22 protein-coding genes, 3 tRNA genes and 1 other RNA gene are annotated in these 20,608 nt (G+C 33.4%); 11 read left to right on the forward strand and 15 right to left on the reverse strand.

The annotated features are described in order from the left end of the window. Positions 1 to 247 precede the first annotated feature (247 nt). From QA612_RS14840 to QA612_RS14855, 4 genes are all read left to right on the forward strand, one after another. Positions 248 to 574: a hypothetical protein gene (locus tag QA612_RS14840; RefSeq protein WP_278284597.1), complete on the forward strand. Its 327-nt coding sequence runs from the start codon at positions 248 to 250 to the stop codon at positions 572 to 574. An 84-nt stretch (positions 575 to 658) separates the two neighbouring features. Then, a complete protein-coding gene (locus tag QA612_RS14845) occupies positions 659 to 1,192 on the forward strand; it encodes a hypothetical protein (RefSeq protein WP_278284598.1) in 534 nt (177 codons plus the stop codon). A gap of 745 nt (positions 1,193 to 1,937) precedes the next feature. Beyond that, complete coding sequence (locus QA612_RS14850) at positions 1,938 to 2,318, forward strand: DUF3221 domain-containing protein (RefSeq protein WP_278284599.1); 381 nt, start codon at positions 1,938 to 1,940, stop codon at positions 2,316 to 2,318. A 116-nt stretch (positions 2,319 to 2,434) separates the two neighbouring features. Then, entirely contained in the window at positions 2,435 to 2,650 is a 216-nt protein-coding gene (locus tag QA612_RS14855; protein ID WP_278284600.1) for a DUF6366 family protein, read from the forward strand. A gap of 242 nt (positions 2,651 to 2,892) precedes the next feature. On the opposite strand, the gene QA612_RS14860 is transcribed toward QA612_RS14855, so the two are convergent. The 8 genes from QA612_RS14860 to QA612_RS14895 form a co-directional block, all read right to left on the reverse strand. After that, complete coding sequence (locus QA612_RS14860) at positions 2,893 to 4,950, reverse strand: peptidoglycan D,D-transpeptidase FtsI family protein (RefSeq protein ID WP_278284601.1); 2,058 nt, start codon at positions 4,948 to 4,950, stop codon at positions 2,893 to 2,895. A gap of 168 nt (positions 4,951 to 5,118) precedes the next feature. After that, positions 5,119 to 5,301, reverse strand: a non-coding RNA gene (ssrS, locus tag QA612_RS14865) — 6S RNA. Between the two features lie 66 nt (positions 5,302 to 5,367). Next, a complete protein-coding gene (locus tag QA612_RS14870; protein WP_278284602.1) occupies positions 5,368 to 6,624 on the reverse strand; it encodes an MFS transporter in 1,257 nt (418 codons plus the stop codon). Positions 6,625 to 6,955: 331 nt separating this feature from the next. Further along, positions 6,956 to 7,564 (reverse strand): superoxide dismutase, encoded by a 609-nt coding sequence (locus QA612_RS14875; RefSeq protein ID WP_278284603.1) that lies wholly within the window; start codon positions 7,562 to 7,564, stop codon positions 6,956 to 6,958. A 247-nt stretch (positions 7,565 to 7,811) separates the two neighbouring features. Beyond that, positions 7,812 to 8,150: an iron-sulfur cluster biosynthesis family protein gene (locus QA612_RS14880; protein ID WP_278284604.1), complete on the reverse strand. Its 339-nt coding sequence runs from the start codon at positions 8,148 to 8,150 to the stop codon at positions 7,812 to 7,814. Positions 8,151 to 8,302: 152 nt separating this feature from the next. Continuing rightward, a tRNA-Ser gene (locus QA612_RS14885) sits at positions 8,303 to 8,395 on the reverse strand. Positions 8,396 to 8,489: 94 nt separating this feature from the next. Continuing rightward, a tRNA-Ile gene (locus tag QA612_RS14890) sits at positions 8,490 to 8,566 on the reverse strand. Between the two features lie 15 nt (positions 8,567 to 8,581). Continuing rightward, a tRNA-Met gene (locus QA612_RS14895) sits at positions 8,582 to 8,658 on the reverse strand. Between the two features lie 144 nt (positions 8,659 to 8,802). Here QA612_RS14895 and QA612_RS14900 point away from each other — a divergent pair. Next, positions 8,803 to 8,976 carry a hypothetical protein gene (locus tag QA612_RS14900; RefSeq protein WP_278284606.1) on the forward strand — a complete coding sequence of 58 codons (174 nt, stop codon included), beginning with the start codon at positions 8,803 to 8,805 and terminating at the stop codon, positions 8,974 to 8,976. 491 nt (positions 8,977 to 9,467) lie between these two features. On the opposite strand, the gene QA612_RS14905 is transcribed toward QA612_RS14900, so the two are convergent. Then, positions 9,468 to 11,099, reverse strand: a complete 1,632-nt coding sequence (locus tag QA612_RS14905; protein ID WP_278284607.1) for a Na/Pi cotransporter family protein — start codon at positions 11,097 to 11,099, stop codon at positions 9,468 to 9,470. Positions 11,100 to 11,348: 249 nt separating this feature from the next. On the opposite strand from QA612_RS14905, the gene QA612_RS14910 reads away from it, so the two are divergent. The 3 genes from QA612_RS14910 (at position 11,349) to QA612_RS14920 (ending at position 13,490) form a co-directional block, all read left to right on the forward strand. Then, positions 11,349 to 12,137 (forward strand): DUF1189 domain-containing protein, encoded by a 789-nt coding sequence (locus QA612_RS14910; RefSeq protein ID WP_278284608.1) that lies wholly within the window; start codon positions 11,349 to 11,351, stop codon positions 12,135 to 12,137. A gap of 523 nt (positions 12,138 to 12,660) precedes the next feature. Next, positions 12,661 to 12,996, forward strand: a complete 336-nt coding sequence (locus tag QA612_RS14915; protein WP_278284609.1) for a helix-turn-helix domain-containing protein — start codon at positions 12,661 to 12,663, stop codon at positions 12,994 to 12,996. A 263-nt stretch (positions 12,997 to 13,259) separates the two neighbouring features. Further along, entirely contained in the window at positions 13,260 to 13,490 is a 231-nt protein-coding gene (locus QA612_RS14920) for a helix-turn-helix domain-containing protein (RefSeq protein ID WP_278284610.1), read from the forward strand. Positions 13,491 to 13,763: 273 nt separating this feature from the next. Here the strand turns inward: QA612_RS14920 and QA612_RS14925 are convergent, their stop codons facing one another. The 3 genes from QA612_RS14925 to QA612_RS14935 form a co-directional block, all read right to left on the reverse strand. After that, the gene (locus QA612_RS14925; protein ID WP_278284611.1) at positions 13,764 to 13,886 is read right to left on the reverse strand and encodes an anti-repressor SinI family protein; all 123 of its coding nucleotides are present in this window, start codon (positions 13,884 to 13,886) and stop codon (positions 13,764 to 13,766) included. Positions 13,887 to 14,208: 322 nt separating this feature from the next. Further along, a complete protein-coding gene (locus tag QA612_RS14930; RefSeq protein WP_278284612.1) occupies positions 14,209 to 14,835 on the reverse strand; it encodes an NfeD family protein in 627 nt (208 codons plus the stop codon). 97 nt (positions 14,836 to 14,932) lie between these two features. Then, a complete protein-coding gene (locus QA612_RS14935; RefSeq protein ID WP_278284613.1) occupies positions 14,933 to 16,153 on the reverse strand; it encodes an MFS transporter in 1,221 nt (406 codons plus the stop codon). A gap of 85 nt (positions 16,154 to 16,238) precedes the next feature. On the opposite strand from QA612_RS14935, the gene QA612_RS14940 reads away from it, so the two are divergent. Both QA612_RS14940 and ispG read left to right on the forward strand, forming a co-directional pair. Next, positions 16,239 to 16,598 (forward strand): hypothetical protein, encoded by a 360-nt coding sequence (locus QA612_RS14940; RefSeq protein WP_278284614.1) that lies wholly within the window; start codon positions 16,239 to 16,241, stop codon positions 16,596 to 16,598. 229 nt (positions 16,599 to 16,827) lie between these two features. Continuing rightward, positions 16,828 to 17,937, forward strand: a complete 1,110-nt coding sequence (gene ispG, locus QA612_RS14945) for a flavodoxin-dependent (E)-4-hydroxy-3-methylbut-2-enyl-diphosphate synthase (RefSeq protein WP_278284616.1) — start codon at positions 16,828 to 16,830, stop codon at positions 17,935 to 17,937. Positions 17,938 to 18,023: 86 nt separating this feature from the next. On the opposite strand, the gene QA612_RS14950 is transcribed toward ispG, so the two are convergent. Further along, complete coding sequence (locus QA612_RS14950) at positions 18,024 to 18,446, reverse strand: DUF4190 domain-containing protein (protein WP_278284617.1); 423 nt, start codon at positions 18,444 to 18,446, stop codon at positions 18,024 to 18,026. A gap of 145 nt (positions 18,447 to 18,591) precedes the next feature. Between QA612_RS14950 and QA612_RS14955 the strand changes: the two genes are divergently transcribed. Beyond that, complete coding sequence (locus QA612_RS14955; protein WP_278284618.1) at positions 18,592 to 19,161, forward strand: 5' nucleotidase, NT5C type; 570 nt, start codon at positions 18,592 to 18,594, stop codon at positions 19,159 to 19,161. Between the two features lie 142 nt (positions 19,162 to 19,303). Here the strand turns inward: QA612_RS14955 and QA612_RS14960 are convergent, their stop codons facing one another. Continuing rightward, complete coding sequence (locus QA612_RS14960) at positions 19,304 to 19,726, reverse strand: Fur family transcriptional regulator (RefSeq protein ID WP_278284619.1); 423 nt, start codon at positions 19,724 to 19,726, stop codon at positions 19,304 to 19,306. 15 nt (positions 19,727 to 19,741) lie between these two features. After that, positions 19,742 to 20,596: a metal ABC transporter permease gene (locus QA612_RS14965; protein ID WP_278284620.1), complete on the reverse strand. Its 855-nt coding sequence runs from the start codon at positions 20,594 to 20,596 to the stop codon at positions 19,742 to 19,744. Positions 20,597 to 20,608 lie beyond the last annotated feature (12 nt).

Genomic DNA, 20,608 nt, shown 5'->3' on the forward strand with positions numbered 1-20,608 from the left:
AATGTCATATCCATTTAGATCAGTAATTCAACATACAAAAAAATAATTTTAATTCGTTCATTCATTTTACAGAAAAGATTTCTCAACAAGTTTCTTTACCATTCTTGGTAATTTTTTTTAGTTTTTCGTTTTAAATCGCATATTTACGACAACCTTTGGTTTTGATCATCTAGTAAGACATTATTTTTTATGATATAACTAATAAGGTCGACATCGGTATATAGAATTGATTAACGGAGGAATTTTTATGGAATTTACGATAATAACATTATTTTGTATTTCAATTCTTCTTTTTTTAGTATCCATTTTTCAAAAAGATCGGACAAAAGAAGTTGAGAAGCAAGTGGAAAATTTATCAATACAATTAATGCAAGAAATGTATCAATTAAAAAAACAAGTTTCCATAATAGAAGAAGAAACATTTATTTCTTCGGGAAACACAAGAAGAAACTCTCATGAACAATTAACGAGAGATGATGTTCTTTCCATGTATGAAGATGGTTATTCCATACAGGATATTTCTGATATTACTAATAGAAGTGAAGAGGAAATAGAAGATATATTAGGCAATTAAACATTACCTCACCCACATGTTTTTACTATGTCATTTTTTATACGTGAGTAATAGATAGCCTATTGAAAGAGAGGATTGAAAAAATTGTCGTTAAAATATCAATTTAAAGGAGTTGCTATAGGAATATTTATTGCAACGGCTACTTTAGCTGTGGGGTATTATTCTTCAACTCCAGATAATAATAAGATAGCTGAGGCTGAAAACATATCTACAGAGGATGCTATTAAACATTTAGAAAATGAACATTACTTTATTATGGCAGAAAACGAATTCATTGAATTAAATGAGAAATTAACAAGATTGGAAACAGAGTTACAACGACTAGAAGAAGAGGTGGAACATGAAGATGAATTAGATGATTCACCTACTAATGATGAACAAGCTATTGAAGTAGAGGACGAAGAATTAGTCCATGAGGCAGTTCTCGTCATTGAGGCTGGAATGACATCAAGACATATTGCTATAGAGCTAGAAAGATTAAATATCATCGACGACGTGCATCAGTTTGAATCTTATGTCTTAGAACGAGATATTGATCGAAACCTCCGTATGGGGGAATATGATTTAAATAGTACTATGACAACAGCTGAAATTGTATCTGTCATAAGTAATCCTTAAACAAATTATTTGTCTTCGAGCCGATGGCGCTTGAAGTAAGGCGATTTATTTGTCCAAATGAGGGAATGTTATAAATTCCTAAAAAATAAAAAAAGCCCATATTATATAACAGGTTTACTTGTGAGGTGCAAACAAGCCATTCGCAAGCAAAATCACATGCGATTTCACAGCAGAAATCACATGTGATTTTTTGTTGTTATATCAGTGTTTTATCGTTAAATAGATATGAAATCACAAAGTAATTCACAGCTCTATTCATATAGGTGGAAATTAATATTTCCTTCTTGTGAATTCGATGTGATTTGCCTTGTGAATCCTAATGTTAAAAGAGAAGATTTGGGTATTTATGTTAAAATAGAAGACAGGTATAAACAGCTTTTGTGAAGTAATGTACTTAAACAAACGGAAGCGTTTCTGCAACAAGTACAGATACGCTTTTTTTACATTTTCACCCCAAATAATAGGGGATTAGTGTTAACATTGATATAGAGTATAGAAGATAATGAAGTATTGGGAGGAGACTTTTTATAATTTTTAATGTATATATTTACAAATATGTTATTTTACCAGTAGAAGATAAATGTACTGAATATATATTAAGGTTAAAAATATTCTTACTAGTGAAAAGGGCTTACAAATTTAAAACTATCGAAGAATTTAATAGTCTCTACGTTAAATTTATTATGTAAAACTCTAATTTTACATAATTGTTATATATTTAAAAATATTTTTAGGAGAGGTATTAGTGAAAAAAATATTATTTTTCATAACTTTATTTTTAATTTTAGTTGGTTGTGGTGAAACAACGCCAACCGGTAATCATTCTGATAGTTTTCACAAAACAGGTGTGATCATTTCAATTAGTGAAGCTAAAAATGGTATTTTTGTTGAAGATAAGAAAAACGGAAATAAAAATATAGAAGATTTTAACGATGAAGATTGGAGCAATGTGATGAATTATAGTTTTAAAGAAACAACTGTTATTGAGAATGAGAATGGGGATACATTATCAATAAACGATTTAAAAGTGGGACAAAAAGTAGATGTTTGGACTTGGGATCATATAGATATTAATGATGGAATGCCATCATCTACTGCAGCATCAAGAGTAATTATAATCGACTGAGCATCAATAAACGAAGGTGCTGAAAAGCCCATATATAAAGGACAGCCTCCTAAACCGGGAGAAGAGTTTAAGAAAGGCAATACGATATATTGGGATTAAGAAGTGGAGGTGTTCAGGTGAGTGAAGATAAAGAAACTCCAGAAAGACGTAGAGAAAGATTAAGGCAAGAGGAATTAAACAGAAATCCAACTGGCAATATGGGTGATGCTTTTAATAGAGCTAACAGCGGTGGTCTTGTGGATTTAGTTAACAGCTTAGGATGGAAAGGGACAGGGATACTTATCCTTGTAATCATAATAGGATTTATCGTAGCATCATTTTTCTTCAACTAAAAAGGTCAACCAGAAATATTTAGCATTCTGGCTAACCTTATAATACGAATGGGTGCGTTAGTGAAAGAAGCAAATACAATCAAAGGACTTAGAGAATTGAACATCTCTAAGTCCTTTTTGTTGTGAATTATACTGTGAAATGCATTGTGAAAGTGATGTGATTTCTACTATTGCCTTGTGATTTCCTGTTTTGCACCTCTGAAGTAAACCCGTTAATGTTATATGGGGGTTTTTTTATTCTCTTAGTTAATTTCTTCCTCTATTTCTTCGTCTTCGTCGTCTTCGTCATCATCAAATTCTTCATATGTTTCTCCTGGTAACAATGGCCCTCTTCTATTTTCCTTTAATTCAAAGTATGCATCAAAAACTTCTTTAGAAATTCTATTAGCAACCCCACCTTCATCTACATGCATCCCTGGAACTACTACTGAGATTGCCACTTCTGGATTATCATAAGGTGCATACCCTACAAAGGTTTGGTTATTTGCCTCCAATAAGTTTCCATCTCGATTTATTGTTACCTGTGCTGTACCAGTTTTACCAGCTGGTTCATATGGTGCTTGTAACAGCTGACCTGTACCTCTATTACCATATACTACTTGATAAAATCCTCTTCTAACACTATCCATATAGCTTTCATCAATATCTACCTTATTTAAAACTTTTGGTTCTAATTGCTGTGATAACGGCCCTAATTCATCCCTACTACTTCCAGGTTCTCGAATTTCTTTTACTACTCTCGGTGCAATTCGATATCCTCCATTAGAAAGAGTAGATACGTATTGAGCTAGCTGAAGAGGTGTGTACGTATCAAACTGTCCAAATGACAAGAATAGCAAGGATCCTGGATAGCTACTGTCCGTTCCTATTCCTCGAAACTCATTCGGAAGATCAATACCTGTATTTATCCCTAAACCAAATTGATTATAATATGACCTTAATATGTCATAACCACGATAAAAGTTACCCCAATTCGTTCCAGAAACTCCTGGAATATAGCCTACCAACCTCATTGCTATTTCTACCATATAAATGTTCGAGGATTGCTCCAATGCAGAATATACATCTACATACCCTAATGGACGATGAGAACTAATAGGTGGTGATTGTGGTAAATTAATTGTCCTATCTAATATTCTAGTATTAGTAGATACAACACCTGTATCTAAACCAGCAAGTACTGTCACCCCTTTGATAGCCGACCCAGGTTCATACGCATGGGTGAAAGTTCCTTGATCATTATTATAGCCTACCATAGCTAAAATGTCCCCAGTATGAGGCTCCATTACAACAACATAAGCATCAGGATCACCAACAAACTTCGATTCAACTTCTTCCACTTCATTTCGAATTATTTCTTGCACTCTTTGCTGAAGTTCCATATCAAAAGTAAGAACTAAATCATTTCCACGACTCCCTAATTGCTCTTGTGGATTTCTAAGAAAATTACCACTACCATCCATAAAATTGTTTAATCGGCCTTTCCTTCCTCTAAGAACTGATTCATATTGGTACTCCAAATAACTTGTTCCAACTTGTTCATTTCGTTCATAACCATTTGCTAGATAGAAATCGATTTCGTCCCGGGGAATAGACCCAACTCTACCAAATATACTTCTCAACGAATCTTCATATATATACACTCTATCCGAGTCCCGTATTATATCAATACCTGGAAGTTCTTCTAAATTTTCCATAATTAACGCTGCTTCTTCATATGTTATACCCCGTTTTATTTTGTGAGGTAAATTATTATAACCTACATTAAACTCTCTCCAAAAAGGAAAAATTTCCATTTCATGTTCTGTCAGACTATCAAGTTCCTCTTGTGTAATAGCATTAATTCTTTCCGTATGAGCATCACTATTACTTAATTCTAATTCACTTGCTTCTTCTACTGTTAGTTTTTCTTCAAATTCTTCTGGGTATAATAAACCCCAATATTCCCTAAGTTCCCGATCATTTATTCTCGGAAGTGTTAAAGAGATGTATTTATTTAGTTTTTCCGCTGTTTCAAGCATTTCTTGCTGTGGTGTATGTCTATTAGTGAATGTCACAGTGAACAATAGCTCGTTATCAACGAGTACATTACCATATCTATCATAAATAAGTCCTCTTGGAGCCTCTATGGGAGCACTAATATTAACCGTTCTTTCAAGTTGTTCCTGAAATTCTTCACCTTGAACAATCTGAATAATTCCTAATCGCAATATTAAAGCAGAAAACAGTAAAAAAACAAGGAAAAATAATATATTCAAACGAACAGGTAAATGATTACGTCTATTCTTCTTTTCATTCATTACAATTATCCTTCCTTTTAATACTTTTATACCTAGCCCATGTAAAATTTAAAGTATCTATATAAGTGAATAAAACTCGCAGATTGGCGAGTCTTAATAAAATCAATTATTATATTTAAATAATTTTACGTGCAACAATAGACACCTTCATTGTAAGGTGTCTAATCTTGAACGCCCGCAGATGCGGTTATCTTCCAGATTTCACGAACCCGCCTTAAGCAGGTGGGTGCTCGCAAAAGTATTTCCAGTTTCCTTGGTAGGCATACTGTACGTACTTTAATATAAAGCTCCCAATGTGAATTGGTGTTCGGTTCGAATTAAACTCGAAGTTCACCAACACCGCAGGCATATAAAATTCTTATACTTATTATACCATAACGTCTCTGAAATTCAATATTGTAAGAAACAAACATAAGTCTAGTGTTTCTTTAATACACTATAGGACTCTTTATTTTTTGAGATAGGTAACTCAATACCTCTAACACACCAGTATATAATTAAGTGGCCTAAACCTAATACAGTTAGAGCAATTGGGATTCCTGTTTGTTCACCTAGAGTCAAAATGAAGGAAATGAGGATTAAAATTGAAGTAATCCTACCTACATTTAGATGAAGCTCCCTAATAACTATATATTCTACTCTCATTTCTGCAGCTTTCCATCCATTTCCAATGACATCATATGTAAGTGAAACATATGGTACAAGTAGTAAAGGATATGCCATGGAAATAATGACTCCATAAATAATCAACAAAGTAAAGCTTAATTCGAATACGATTATAAATATTGCTCCATAAAGAATGATACCTGCTATGAAAATGGCGCGTTTTCTTTGTGCTGGCTTAATAAATCTGCTTACCAAATAATAACAAATAAATGATACACCAGATGCAATTAAACCATACGTCCCTAGTGCTAATTCACTCCCAGTAGAAACATATACCCAAACTGCAATAACAAAAATAAAGCTACCTTCTCTAATACCTTGGAAAAAGTGAGCTCTTAAAATACTTCTCCATGGTTTATATTTTTTTCTAATGTTAAACACACCCATAAGGTGGTAATGACCTTTTGCAGGTCGTCGTCTTAGGAAAAAACTTAGTATTACAGCTGTAATAAAAAGCCCTAATGAAATAGCAAATATTAAACGATAACCTGTAAGCTTTTCCATGTGTGTTATTAGGAAACCTGCAGAAATTGGTCCAATCATACCTGCAAATGAAGTAAGTATTCCTAAAAATCCGTTAAAAAAATCACGTGTTTCTGGTTCTGTTATCTCGAATGTTAGCACATTAAATGATAACCAATAAAAGCCTGTTCCAATACCCAAAAGTGCTCCTAAAATAATAATAAAACTCCCTGCATTTTCCCCTAAAAACAACACAGTGAAGAAGAAGATAGACAAAAAAATAACACCTAACCGTAAAACAACAACTCGATCAATCTTTTTCGCCCATCTTCCTGCCAGCACAAAAGTGATTGGATGCATAATTACTGTAGCTAAATTATAAATAGCTAAGTCCATAAACTCTCCTGACTGTTTCCACAAGTATACATTTACAAATGTATTCGATAAAGCGATACTGAGGGAATAAAGACCTCCAATAATTAATAGGAGGTTAAGATCTTTATTTGGTTCAATATCGCCTACGACTTTTTGAACCCACTTATTCATACAAACCGACTCTCCTTTTGCCGTGACAGTAATTATTGTGCTCGAATAGCAAAAGGTTATGCGATGTTCACCCATATCGTATAAATGTTTTATAAAAATTAGCTATTATTGGTACTTTTTTTGAAGGGAATCTCACTTTATCAAAAAAATAATCACGAATACATGTGGAACCTGAATCAACTTATAGTGCACCTTTGCAAACGAGTTACCAAGAAGTAGATGGCACAAGAAGCAAGCTGGTTTTGAAAAAGTTATCTTCATGTGGGAATTATATAAATTAAACAAAAAAAAATAAAACCAGCTACCTTATATAGATAGCTGGTTTTTTCATTTATTTTGCTTCTGCAAATCGTTTAGCAACCTCATCCCAATTTACTACATTAAAGAATGCATCAACATAGTTAGGACGTAAATTTTGATATTTTAAGTAGTAGGCATGCTCCCATACGTCTACACCTAAAATTGGAGTTTTACCTTCCATTACAGGAGTATCTTGATTTGGTGTACTTGTAACAGCAACCTTTCCACCGTCAACAACGAGCCACGCCCAACCTGAACCAAATCGCGTAAGAGCAGCATTTTTAAATTCCTCTTTAAATTTATCAAAGCTACCAAACGCTTCATTAATTGCATCAGCTAATTCTCCAGTAGGAGCGCCTCCTCCATTTGGAGACATAAGCTGCCAGAATAACGTATGATTATAATGACCACCACCGTTATTTCTTACTGCTCCACGAATACTTTCTGGTAGAGCATCAAGATTACTTAGTAGTTCCTCTAAACTCTTCCCTTCAAAATCACTTTGACCTGACAAAGCGTCATTTAGCTTTGTTACGTAAGTGTTGTGGTGCTTACCATGATGAATTTTCATCGTTTCTTCATCAATATGTGGTTCTAATGCGTTAGGTGCATAAGGTAGTTCTGGTAGTGTAAAAGCCATTAAAATCTCCTCCTTAGTATAATATGTAAAATTTTGTGATATGACTTAGTAATCATATCTTCTTCGAAATAACGACTTTAACAATATCCTCAAAGTGTTATCTCTACAAGATTTACAATATCAGATATACCCATACCTATCAAATAATAAACCTCAAAATAAACAATTTAAATTTATATTCCTTTAATTCTCTTGTGTAGCAAAAAAAATACAATTGAAATGTTACAAAATAATTTCACCCACTCATTTATCCTTCTTGTATAAACTTCATTCTTGGATTGAAAATTTGATTAGAGCTTTTGAGAATAAAACTATTTACCTTACTTTCATAATCGATAAGCATGTCATCATCATAAACCCATTCATACTGCCTTTCATAAACCACCTTAACATTTGGTAAATTCGACTTTGCTAAGACTAAACTTTCTTCTATTTCAGTCAATTCCACTTCTACTAAATGAATTACACCACTAACTACACATCCGCAACCATCAATATCATATTTTAAGGATAAATAATTGTCTAAGAAAGTGTTACTTCGATTAGATAACTCTGAGAATGCTGACTTAGTAATCTGAATGTTCATATATTCTCCTTTTAAAAATAAAATTTTGTTTATTGTACCATAATTAAAAATGGTACTACGAAAATTCTGCTTATCTCACCAAAAGAATATAATAAAAAAAGATGTAAATGTTTGTCTATTACAAACACATACATCTTAATAACTATGTATACTGGCGGAGGAGGAGGGATTCGAACCCCCGCGGGCTTTAACACCCCTGTCGGTTTTCAAGACCGATCCCTTCAGCCGGACTTGGGTACTCCTCCGTATTAAATTGTTAGAGGTTGTGTGAATTGGGATCAATTGCTGTTGCTTCATAGAAAAACTAACTTTAATCTCTAACCTCTAATTTCTAAAATATGGTGGACCCTGTAGGACTCGAACCTACGACCGGACGGTTATGAGCCGTCAGCTCTAACCAACTGAGCTAAGGGTCCTTATAATATTTTTTATGGTAGCGGCGGAGGGGATCGAACCCCCGACCTCACGGGTATGAACCGTACGCTCTAGCCAGCTGAGCTACACCGCCATAGCTAATATTTTATCAGCGACATTGACTATAATAGCATGTCTCCTATATTTAAGTCAACAACAAATTTTAAAATTATTTTTCGTTTTTTCTCGTGATTTTATCCGAGAGATCTATCCTGAAAATACGAAAGAAGACTCGCTATTGTTCCCACAAATGATGGAAAAACAAAAATGCGGTAAGAATGAAGCCCCTATTGTTCCCGCAAACGGTGGAAAACAAAAATGCGGTAAGAATAAGCCACTATTGTTCCCGCAAATGGTTGAAAAACAAAAATGCGGTAAGAATGAAGCCACTATTGTTCCCGCAAATGGTTGAAAAACAAAAATGCGGTAAGAATGAAGCCACTATTGTTCCCGCAAATGGTTGAAAAACAAAAATGCGGTAAGAATGAAGCCGCTATTGTTCCCGCAAATGGTTGAAAAACAAAAATGCGGTAAGAATGAAGCCGCTAGATAGAACATTTTCATCTCCCATGGTGCAAATCTCCACTTGCATGGGCGGTCTACCCTGAAAATAGCTGATATTAAAATTAATAGTATTAGCAAATAAAGGAAAGGTTAATCATCCGCTACATCCCACTTCGCTTTCCGTGGGCAACGCCTCAGCCTCCACACTTCGCACTTATGTGCCGAAGTGTCGGGTCTTCACCTGTTGCTTTTCCCACTGGAGTCTCGTGGGATTCCACTCATTCCAATTTAAAATTAATTTTCATTCTTTCTCCATGGTGCAAATCTCCACTTGCATGAGGGCTATCCTTATCAATAAGATTAATGTTGGGTTATCTAGAGACAACCCAACATCTTCACCTATTCTTCTCCAATTACAGCTTCAGCGATATTTAATGCATGGTCACCAATACGTTCTAAATTACTAATCATATCTACGAAAATAATACCTGCTGAGGCTTCACATTTTCCTTCATTCAATCGCAAAATGTGCTTTTTACGGAGCTGACGTTCCATTTTATCAATTTTTTCTTCTTTTAAAACCACAGCTCTCGCCTCCCCTAAATCGTTATTTTCTAGGGCCCGTATTGATTGCTTTAAAGTATCAATTGTAAGATTGAACATTTCTTCTAAATCTTCAATTGCTAAACCTGACACCTTTACTTTATTTGTTATTTGATACTCTGCTAGCTCAATTATATTTTCCATGTGATCTCCAACACGTTCAATATCTCGAACAGTATCCATTAATTTAGAGTGTTCAGCTGAATCATTAGCTGATAAAGAATTTGAAGATATTTTTACTAAGTAGTCCGTAATTTTTCTATCTAAATTATTAATAGCATCTTCAAATTGGTATGTTAATTCTGCATGCCTCTTCTGTCCTGTTTTTACAAACTGAAACGTCTCAATTAATCCTTTTTCTGATAGTTCTGCCATTCTTAAGGTTTCCTTTTTTGCTTGTCCTAAAGCAATAGAGGACGATTGTTGAATTAATACTGGATCTAAATGTTGGGCTTTGTATTCAATCACCGTTTCATTTCCAGGTATAAGCTTAACAACAATAAACGCTAAAACACCGATAAATGGTAGTTGTATTAAAACGTTGGAGAAATTAAATATACCGTGCGCTACAGCTATTGTCATTTCCGGGTTTAAACTCCAAGCATCTTGTAAATATGCAATTAATCGAATATATGGTCCAACTATAAGCAAGACAATAATTGTACCTACCACATTAAAAATAACATGTGTCAATGCTGCACGCTTTGCTGCGATAGAAGCACCTAGAGCAGCTAACACTGCAGTAATAGTTGTTCCAATGTTGTCACCAAATAATACTGGAAGTGCAGCATCTAAGTCCATTGCTCCTTGAGCAAATAATTGTTGTAACAAACCAATAGCTGCTGAAGAACTTTGAACAGAAATTGTAAATATTGTTCCTATTAAAACTCCAAGCAATGGATTGGCACTCATGGATACGGTCAGTTCAGCAAACACTTCTAGTTCTCTTAAGGGCCTTAAACCATCACCCATCAAATTCAATCCGTAAAACAATGCACCAAAACCAAAAAACACTTGTCCAATATTGTTTGCTTTTTTGTTTTTTATAAAAAAGATTAAGAACGTACCGATTGCTATAATCGGCAACGCGTAATCAGATATTTTTAAACCAATAATAAATGCAGTTACTGTCGTACCAATATTGGCACCCATTATTACACCAATAGATTGACGAAGGGTCATAAAGCCTGCATTAACTAAACCAATAGCTAAAACGGTTGTTCCAGTACTTGTCTGTAGAAGAATAGTAATAATTAAACCTGCAAGCACTCCCATAACAGGATTACTCGTAAATTTATCAAGTACATCTCGGAGCTTGTCCCCTGCTGTTTTTTGAAGTCCGTCCCCCATAAACTTAATACCAAAGAGGAAAATAGCTAATCCCCCAAAAAACATAAAAAGTAAATCTCTTAAATCCAACAACCTCATCCCCCTATAACATCATCTCTCAACCTTTACTGCACTGATACTCATATTAATGGTGCAATGTAAAAAAAATATTAATCAATTGTAAAGAAATTATTAAGATTTTGAATTTCCATAAACAATCGTACATTGTTTCACCAAAAAAACCAATCCTTCTTACAAAGTTTTTCATAATAATTTTTAATTAAAGTATGTTATCTTTATTTATAACTACCATATAAACAACTATTTATTAATAAAGGAGATCTATTTATGAACATATTCCAACAATTCTTATATAGCTTATATTCACCTAAAACAATTGCAAAGTTCCGATTCCAAAAAATAGGTAAAGTTATATTGTATGTATTCTTTTTAATGTTTATTGTATCCATCCCCCCTACAATTATATTAGGTACGAGTATTTCAACTTTTCTTGAAAAAACTGAATTGCATCTTCAAGAATCAATACCAGATTTTGAAATTGTCAATGGAGTACTTCAATCTGAACAAACAGATCCTATTATTATTGAAGAAGACAATGAATATATTATCTTTGACTCAACTGGTGAATTAACCGTTCATGATTTAGATGAGTACGATACTGTCTTAGCTATTTTAGAGAGAGAAACAATATTTATAACAGAAGGGGTAGAGTACCCTTTAAATTATCAACAATTAAATTTAAATATAAATAAGGCTGAGCTAGTGGATTTAATAAGTAATGTTATTGGAATAATGCCTCTATTAATTGGACTTTTAGCACTGATCTTATACGTGTATTTAGCAGGATCAAAATTTGTAGGTATCTTTGCCCTTTCCTTGCTTGCAATGGTGATGAATAGTAATAGAAAAACGAACTTACGCTATCGTCAAATCTGGATATTATCCGCTTACACCGTTACATTACCAACAATCATATTTGCATTATTTGACTCTTTATCTATTGGCATACCATATTCTTTTACGATTTATTGGTTTATAGCATTTGTTATGCTATTATTTGTATTTAAAGCAATACCCGTCCCTAAAAATCATATTGATGATTCCGAAGAAAAATAGGACTTTATATTTTAAAAGCTAGAAATACGTTGTTTTCAAAACTTTTTTATCCCTTTGTGGCTATTAAATTCAAAAATATGCTATATTTATTAGTATAAAGCTATACATTTCAACTAAATCTATTTTTATATTTAGTTTTATGACTTTCATAATATTAATGATTGGTCGCTATTTTTAGGATAGACCTCTCATGCAAGTGGAGATTTACACCATGACATATGAAAATATTCTTTCAAAGGTGTTCATCCATGGCAGGCAGGCGCTTTCACCATAGGCATAAGTAAGACATCTTTTCATGCTTCACAGTGTCTTCTTTACCGTGGGCAACGCCTCAGCCTCCACACTTCGCACTTATATGCCGAAGTGTCGGGTCTTCGCCTGTTGCTTTCCCGCTGGAGACACCTCATTTCACGTCTGAAGAGTTTTATTTTCAGGTAGCCAAATTTCAAATAACCTTTATATAAGAAAGGCCTTTCGATAATAAAAGCTAGCAAATGTTTTGATGCTAAAAGGAGAAGATAACATGATTGGAGAACGGGTAAAAAAATACCGTAAGGAAGCTGGAATGACTTTAACGGAATTAGCTGAAAAAGCAGGTGTTGCTAAATCCTATTTGAGTGCTCTAGAACGTAATATACAAACCAATCCATCTGTACAATTTTTAGAGAAAGTAGCAGCTGTATTAAATATTTCTATTGATCATTTAATAAAGGACGACGTTAATAACGATTCATCATTAAGTGATAACATCGATAATGAGTGGAAAAAATTAGTTCAAGAAGCAATGGACTCTGGAATTTCTAAAGAGGAGTTTCGTGACTTCTTAGAATTTAATAAGTGGAAATTAAATCAAAAATAAAAAACTCCTTTCTAGGGGTTTTTTATTTTTGAAAACTCGACTTTTCTTCTGCGGTAATGTAGCTCCAAAAAAATAAAACACTTTATTGGTAACATATAACATAAATTTTGGTAAAATCCTTAAATATTCGTTATATGGAACGTTTTATTGTATATATCTTTATTTTCCTTCTACTTACTCCTTATTCCTTTTTTTGTTTCTTTTGGTGTGTACGTTATAATGAACTGAAGATGTGCATCGTTTTTTATAAAAGGAGGTAAGCTATGATAGGTGATATTATTCGAAAAAAGCGAAAAGAACGTGGAATTTCATTATCTGAACTTTCAAGAATGACAGGAGTTTCTAAGTCGTATTTAAGTTATATTGAAAGAGGAATGAAGAAAAATCCTTCCATTGATGTCATAAAAAGAATTTTTCATTCTTTAAATTTACCAATAACAATTTTAAATACGCAAGAGGAAAAACCCTCCACATTTGAGGATTTCCAACAATAAGTTCGATGTTTCAATAACACAATAAGAATATAAGATACCATAAATCATTTAAAATGTTGTAATGTAATAAGTGCATTTTCTATATGCACCATCAAATGATTTAATGTAACCGTTCAACGAGTAGCTTCCTTGCAAAAATTTTTAATTTAACTTATTGTGCACCTAATTATCCCGCTATGAATTGCATAGCGGGATAATTATATAAGATCTATACAAATAACAATGATACTAAGTAAGAAATTCATAACTTAACAAAAAAATAAATTTGTTTATTTATTTTTGCTTATTTAAATTAAGAAATTTTCGTATTTCATAAGGTGTTACTCCAATCTGTAATGCCTCTTGAATTAATAATGTCCACTCCTCGTCTAAAGGGAGATAAATGTCTTCGTCCATTCTCCCTAAGCCCCCTCTCATTATCACACTACTAAAGTATGACAATTCAAATCATTTAGTAAATATAATTATAATGCCATTCCTCTTCAGTTTTTAGGGAATATTGTCAAATTAAAAAAATAAGGAATTTTACCTATACATCTCTTAAATTATGATATTAGTTTACAAGTTCAAACAAGTGTCGTTATTATTAACGTCACTATTTTTATAATTCAAAACAAAAACTCGCCAAATGGCGAGTTTTTTTAAAAGGTTTGTATTTAATGTTGACACTTATTTTTAGTACTTAAGTAGTAATTTCTGAGAAAGAGCTTAAGTGCTTTTAATCAGGTACCACAACTATACGAGTTCCATCAACTGCAATCACTTTAACTGTTTTATTACCTTCTAACCAAAGATTGTCCGTTGTAGCACTATAAGGTCTTCCCTCGATTTCCACAGTACCAGTAGGACGAAAAGGGGTAAGAGTTTTTCCTGTTTTCCCAACTAAGTCTTTATATTCTTCGTTCATAGAATTATAGCCAAGATCACTAGATAATTTCTCCTTTAAGGTCATTTTTGACCACATATTTCGTGGTGGAAATACTTTTGTAAACAAATATGAAGCTGGAGCAGCAATTATTAAAGCCATCGCAACTAAAACACCGTAAATAATTCCAGGGGCTGGTAATGCTAAACCTAAAATCATTAATAATAATCCGACCAACGCGATAGAACCGTCCCCAGTTACTTTTCCATCAAATATAATGAGTACTAATCCGATAGCATATAGTAAAACGATCCAAAGTCCAGCGGAGGCTGTTAAATGATATGAGAAATACATCGCCATAATAACAACCCCGAGAATACCAAATAAACCTTTTGCTCTTACCATTAATTCTCCGAATATAAATAATGTAGCTAGAAATACAACTATAAAGCCTATGGAGGCATTATCCAACATCTCCATCTTCATTTCCCCTCCAATACTATTTTATTCTATAGTTTATTTTATCAAAATTTTCATCTTATGAATATGTACGGTTATTTAAAGAAAAAGTTTCATTTTAAGAAGAAAATGGTGAAATTGTTGTTTCTCTTTTGGTTACTGTCATGAATCCTAAATATAAGCTCACACCAACAATAATTAAAATAAAAAAGGAATACATAAACATCCACCATTCCATATACATCCACTGACTATAAATGAGAGGTCCAAAAGCAACACCTAAAAAACGAAACATCCCATAAAAAGATACGACTACTCCTCTCTCCTCTTTAGAAATATTTGAAGTTACTAAGAGATTGCAGCAAGGAAGCAATAATCCTGCACCTATTGAAAAAACAGTGATAATAATAAAGAGTACAGTAAAAGAATGGAGTATCATCCCAAATATTAATACTGTTACCATTGAAATAAAACTTATCACTACAATCTTTTGTAAATTTTCATTTTTTGCTCCTATAAAACGACCAGAAAAATATGAGGCAATAGTGAGCCCTCCTAGTGGAATAGAAAATAATACACCTTTTTCAATGCTTTCAATTAAATAAACTTGCTCTATTTCATACGAAAAATAAACAAATAATCCAAATAATATGAACATGATTGAAGCACCGGTAAAATAAACAGGGAAAATCCACCGATACTCCCTCTTAAAAATACCTCCTACTGAATGGAAATATTTTAAGATGGAAAGGTCTATACCTTTACTATCACTATCAATATACGTTTGTATTAATAGGAGTATAGTAAGAGATAAAATGAAGTAAAACCAAAATGCACTATACCATGTAAAAAAGACTGCCGTAACTCCCAATAAAGGACTTATCATTTTACCAAGTCCATTAAATAATTCCATCATTCCTAATGCCTTACTTCTTGAAGTTCCTAGGAAAACGTTTCCTATAATAGTCATTGCTAATGGGGCAGTCCCTCCTGCTCCAAATCCCTGAATAGCCCTACCAACTATAAGACAATTAAATACTATCCTAGATTCACCAATGAATGGAGCAAGTGATGAAATTAAACTTCCAATTAAAATAAAAAGAAGAGAAGTTATTATCATTTTTTTGGCACCAAACTTTTGAGAGAAGTAACCAATAAATGGGATAATTATTGCTGCTGGAATCGAAAAAGCAGTTAGTAAAAGTCCTGCTTCAGCTGAACTAATATGTAAATCCCTCTCAATTATTGGTAAAATAGGGATAAACATAGAATTCCCTATAACCATTACAAATGGTAAAAAAGCTAAAATAAGAATAACTAAGTTTTCTTTCTTTCCCATTATAAACCTTCTTTCAATAAACATGAATAAAAGAGTTGGACAAGCATATGATTTATAAACATCTCATTGTAAAGGAGTAAAATACATGCGCCCAATTATTGGTTTAGCAATTATTATTCTTTTAATTGTCAGTGTTTATTATGATCTAAGTGTTGGTACAATACCCCAGTCTTCTGCAAGTAATTTAACTAATGAAATAAAGGAAACAGATGACTTACAAGAAGATAAAATCGTTCCCTACCAGGAGGTAATTGTTGAAGCAGGTCAAACTGTATATGGAATAGTACAAGCTCTACATGCAGACCAGGGTATTTCTACACCACCACACCTTGTTGTAGAAGACTTTGAAGCCCTTAACCCTAATACGAAAGCACACGAAATAATAATCGGTCACTCCTACCGTTTCCCCTTATATCATAATATTGGAACTGGTAATGATTCTTAGCTCTTGCCACATTAGTACTACCGTTGGTACAATAAACAAGAAAAGCGCAAGGCGCCCTCTCATCACCGAAATACAAATGTTCTTGCCGATATAAAGTGCATTTCACTTTTTATACGGACAGGTTATTTGACACGAGATGATAACGCCTTTAGCTGGACACCATTCAAAGGTGAAAGTTTTTATAAATATTTATGTAATATAACCTTTTAGACTAAAGGGGCGATAAAGTGTGACCCAAGTAATACACAGAAGAAATACAAGACCCGTAAAAGTTGGACCTATCACTATCGGCGGAAGTGATGAAGTTATTATTCAAAGTATGACCATGTCTAAAACACATGACGTAGCAGCAACTGTAGCTGAAATTAAACGTTTAGAAGATGCTGGTTGCCAAATAGTGCGTGTGGCATGTCCTGATATGAGAGCAGCAGAGGCAATTCCAGATATTAAGAAACAGATTAATATTCCATTAGTGGTTGATATACACTTCGATTATAAGCTTGCCTTGAAAGCAATCGAAGGTGGTGCTGATAAAATTCGAATCAATCCAGGGAATATTGGAAGAAAAGAAAAAGTAGAAGCTGTAGTAAATGCTGCAAAGGCTAAAGGCATCCCCATTCGTATAGGGGTAAATGCAGGTTCTTTAGAAAAAAAAATATTAGACAAATACGGCTATCCTACTGCGGATGGTATGCTAGAAAGTGCATTACATCATATAAAAATACTTGAAGACCTTGATTTCCACGACATTATTGTATCTATGAAGGCATCAGATGTTCGCCTTGCCATTGAAGCATATGAAAAAGCAGCGCAAGCATTTGATTATCCCCTCCATTTAGGAATAACAGAGTCAGGAACGCTTTTCTCAGGTACCATTAAAAGCGCAGCAGGGTTAGGTATCTTATTAAATCAAGGTATCGGAAGTACGGTACGAATTTCCTTGAGTGCTGATCCAGTTGAGGAAATAAAAGTAGCTAAAGAATTACTAAAATCATTTGGATTAGCAGCTAATGCACCTACACTTATTTCATGTCCTACATGTGGACGAATTGAAATAGATTTAATTAGCATTGCGAACGAAGTGGAAGAATACATTCAGAAAATAAATGCCCCTATAAAAATTTCCGTACTTGGCTGTGCTGTTAATGGTCCTGGTGAAGCAAAAGAAGCAGATATAGGTATTGCTGGAGCTAGAGGCGAAGGATTATTATTCCGCAAAGGGAAAACAATTCGTAAGGTACCAGAAGAAACGATGGTTGAAGAGTTAAAAAAAGAAATTGATAAATTAGCAAAAGAACATGAAGAGAAAGAAAGAGAAAAATTAAATGAGCTAACTTAACTAATAATTAGAAAATGGCACACCATTGTGCGCCATTTTCTTCTTGTTTATTCATCTAATTAAATAATACACGCATGACGATTTAGTTAGGTGACGAACGGTGCAAAAAATACACTCATAATAATAGAAAAAGCACTTATCACAATTGCAGTATATCCTAAACCTTTTTGGTCTCGATTTACTGCCATAAAACCAAGGACAAGTCCAGCTGCTCCAAATAGAACAGGTAAGAAGAGTAAGGATACAATGGATAATGCTAACGCAAAGGTAGCAATACCTCTACCACCAACTTCTGTACCCTCTTCCCTAACTTCCTCATCCACTTTATCAGAGTTTATTTCCATCTGTGCTCTGCCGCCTAGCAGTCCAGGTGTAGGAGTATATTCAGCGGCAGTTTCTTCACGGTATTCTGTATCGTGTTTTTGTTCTGGGTCTATTTTTTTATCGTCGTCATGTTCGTCTTTCACAACATGAAAATCCCTTGGATATTGATTATCGTTATGGGACATTCTTATACCTCCTTTGTCAATGCGTGTACGATTAGTATGCCAAGCTAAATATAGATTATCGATGACAATGATTTCATTTAAAGGATATTCAGATGAATAGTACTTTCACATAATACATTTGCAACTGTAAAAAGGAGGACATACTATGTGTAAAAAATACCGATTTGGAATAGATATTGATGGTACAGTTACGTCACCTGAAACATTTATTCCACACATAAATAAGTATTTTAACACTTCTTTAACACTTAAAGATATAACGGAATACGATCTTTCCAATGTATTAAAAATAACAAAAAATGAGTTTTGGAAATGGATGAAACAACACGAAGAAAACATTTACAAAGAAGCTGATTTGGCATTATATGCAAAGGAGATATTAGTTCATTGGAATTCTTTACATGAACTCTTTTATATTAGTGCAAGGCCCGTTCATGTACATGATTTAACGATGGATTGGTTTCAGCGGTGTGAATTACCATATGATCACATTGAACTACTAGGTCAGCATAACAAATTAGCAGCAGTAAAAAAACATAAGATAGATCTCTTTTTTGAGGATAAGCATGACAATGCATGTGCGATTGCTGAAGAATGTGGCATACCAGTAATTCTACTTGATACACCATATAATCAGGACTCTATACCTGACTTGGTATATAGAGTTAATAATTGGAAAGAGGCAAAAACCTTAATTGAAAATATATTTAATTAAAGAAATACTCCCTCTTCACATGAACAAAAATCTCAGTTAATCTTCTTAATTCTTATTATAATCAAGACTTTCCATTAACATAGCCAATAAAAAAAAGCTGTAAAATAGGTTTTTATTGTACAACCTATTTACAGCCTTTTTGTTATATATTTTGTTCGTGGCATTCCTCACAATAACCATAGACTTCAAACTTGTGTCCCACGATACGAAATGTATCATCTTTTTCTTGAAAAGTATCCATGGGACAAGCATGGATATGCTTTGTGACACCACAATCTAAACAGATTAAGTGGTGGTGATGATTATTCGTTGAACATGTAAAACGAAACTTTTTTTCTCCGTCTAATTCTGTCGCTTCTAAAATCCCTAACTCCGTGAATAGAGATAAATTTCTATAAATAGTATCGAAGCTTAAGCCAGAATATTTATGCTGTAAAAATTCCAATACATCTTTAGCTGCTAAATAACGTTTTTCTTTAGAGAATAATGCTAACATATCCTCACGCTTATCCGTATGCTTATATCCTTTTTCCTTCAACATTTTCATTGCTTCCTCTAATTGCATAATTACCCCTCCAACTCAACCTTTTACAAACACCTTAGAAAATTGAGAATACAAATATTTCAGTATCATTGTAATGCATAATATTCCAATACCCGTTACTACAATCATCCCACCTGTTGCAACATCAAGATAATAAGAAAAAATGATTCCACCAATCATAGCTAGTTCTCCAAATAATATACCTAATAGGATAACTTGTTTAAAGCTTTTTGCTAATTGAATACTAGTAGCAACTGGAAGCGTCACCATGGCTCCAACAAGAAGAATTCCAACTACTTTCATTGACATGGAAATAACGATTGCAATTAACAAGGAAAAAAAGAAGTTTATCCGCTTTACTGAAATACCCGTGATTGAAGCAAACTCCTGATCAAAAGAGATAGAGAATAACTCCTTATATAAACCAAAAAGTATGATAAGGGCAATAATACCTGTCCCCATAATAAAAAGTAAATCAGAAATAGATACGCTAACAATGCTACCAAATAAATAACTATACCATTGATTATAACTACTTTGCGTTAAGCTTATAAGTATGGCACTTAAACCAATACCAGTTGATAGAATAATTGGTATAGCTAGTTCCTGAAAGCTTTTATATAATTGCCTTAGTTTTTCAACTAACAAAGAGCCTAGGAGTGAAAAAATCAAACCTACATATAGTGGATTAACAAAGGAAAACCAAGCTATTGTTTGTGTTAAAAAGATACCAGCCGTAATTCCAGTTAACGTTATGTGTGACAATGCTTCCGATATTATTGTAATTCGTCGGACGAGTAAAAAAGCCCCCAATAATGGACAAATAAATCCAATAATTAAACCTGCCACAATTCCCCGTTCTAAAAACGTTAATTGCTGTAATAATTCCATTTTCTCACCTAT

Origin of the sequence: Evansella sp. AB-P1 (genome assembly GCF_029688925.1) — a bacterium.
Classification (GTDB): domain Bacteria; phylum Bacillota; class Bacilli; order Bacillales; family Salisediminibacteriaceae; genus Evansella.

Bases quoted from the DNA above. Each gene is read 5' to 3' on its own strand.
- QA612_RS14840 (WP_278284597.1), top strand. From the start codon at position 248: ATGGAATTTACGATAATAACATTATTTTGTATTTCAATTCTTCTTTTT.
- QA612_RS14860 (WP_278284601.1), bottom strand. From the start codon at position 4,950: ATGAATGAAAAGAAGAATAGACGTAATCATTTACCTGTTCGTTTGAAT.
- QA612_RS14870 (WP_278284602.1), bottom strand. From the start codon at position 6,624: ATGAATAAGTGGGTTCAAAAAGTCGTAGGCGATATTGAACCAAATAAA.
- QA612_RS14875 (WP_278284603.1), bottom strand. From the start codon at position 7,564: ATGGCTTTTACACTACCAGAACTACCTTATGCACCTAACGCATTAGAA.
- QA612_RS14880 (WP_278284604.1), bottom strand. From the start codon at position 8,150: ATGAACATTCAGATTACTAAGTCAGCATTCTCAGAGTTATCTAATCGA.
- QA612_RS14905 (WP_278284607.1), bottom strand. From the start codon at position 11,099: ATGAGGTTGTTGGATTTAAGAGATTTACTTTTTATGTTTTTTGGGGGA.
- QA612_RS14910 (WP_278284608.1), top strand. From the start codon at position 11,349: ATGAACATATTCCAACAATTCTTATATAGCTTATATTCACCTAAAACA.
- QA612_RS14915 (WP_278284609.1), top strand. From the start codon at position 12,661: ATGATTGGAGAACGGGTAAAAAAATACCGTAAGGAAGCTGGAATGACT.
- QA612_RS14920 (WP_278284610.1), top strand. From the start codon at position 13,260: ATGATAGGTGATATTATTCGAAAAAAGCGAAAAGAACGTGGAATTTCA.
- QA612_RS14925 (WP_278284611.1), bottom strand. From the start codon at position 13,886: ATGGACGAAGACATTTATCTCCCTTTAGACGAGGAGTGGACATTATTA.
- QA612_RS14930 (WP_278284612.1), bottom strand. From the start codon at position 14,835: ATGGAGATGTTGGATAATGCCTCCATAGGCTTTATAGTTGTATTTCTA.
- QA612_RS14935 (WP_278284613.1), bottom strand. From the start codon at position 16,153: ATGGGAAAGAAAGAAAACTTAGTTATTCTTATTTTAGCTTTTTTACCA.
- QA612_RS14940 (WP_278284614.1), top strand. From the start codon at position 16,239: ATGCGCCCAATTATTGGTTTAGCAATTATTATTCTTTTAATTGTCAGT.
- QA612_RS14950 (WP_278284617.1), bottom strand. From the start codon at position 18,446: ATGTCCCATAACGATAATCAATATCCAAGGGATTTTCATGTTGTGAAA.
- QA612_RS14955 (WP_278284618.1), top strand. From the start codon at position 18,592: ATGTGTAAAAAATACCGATTTGGAATAGATATTGATGGTACAGTTACG.
- QA612_RS14960 (WP_278284619.1), bottom strand. From the start codon at position 19,726: ATGCAATTAGAGGAAGCAATGAAAATGTTGAAGGAAAAAGGATATAAG.
- QA612_RS14965 (WP_278284620.1), bottom strand. From the start codon at position 20,596: ATGGAATTATTACAGCAATTAACGTTTTTAGAACGGGGAATTGTGGCA.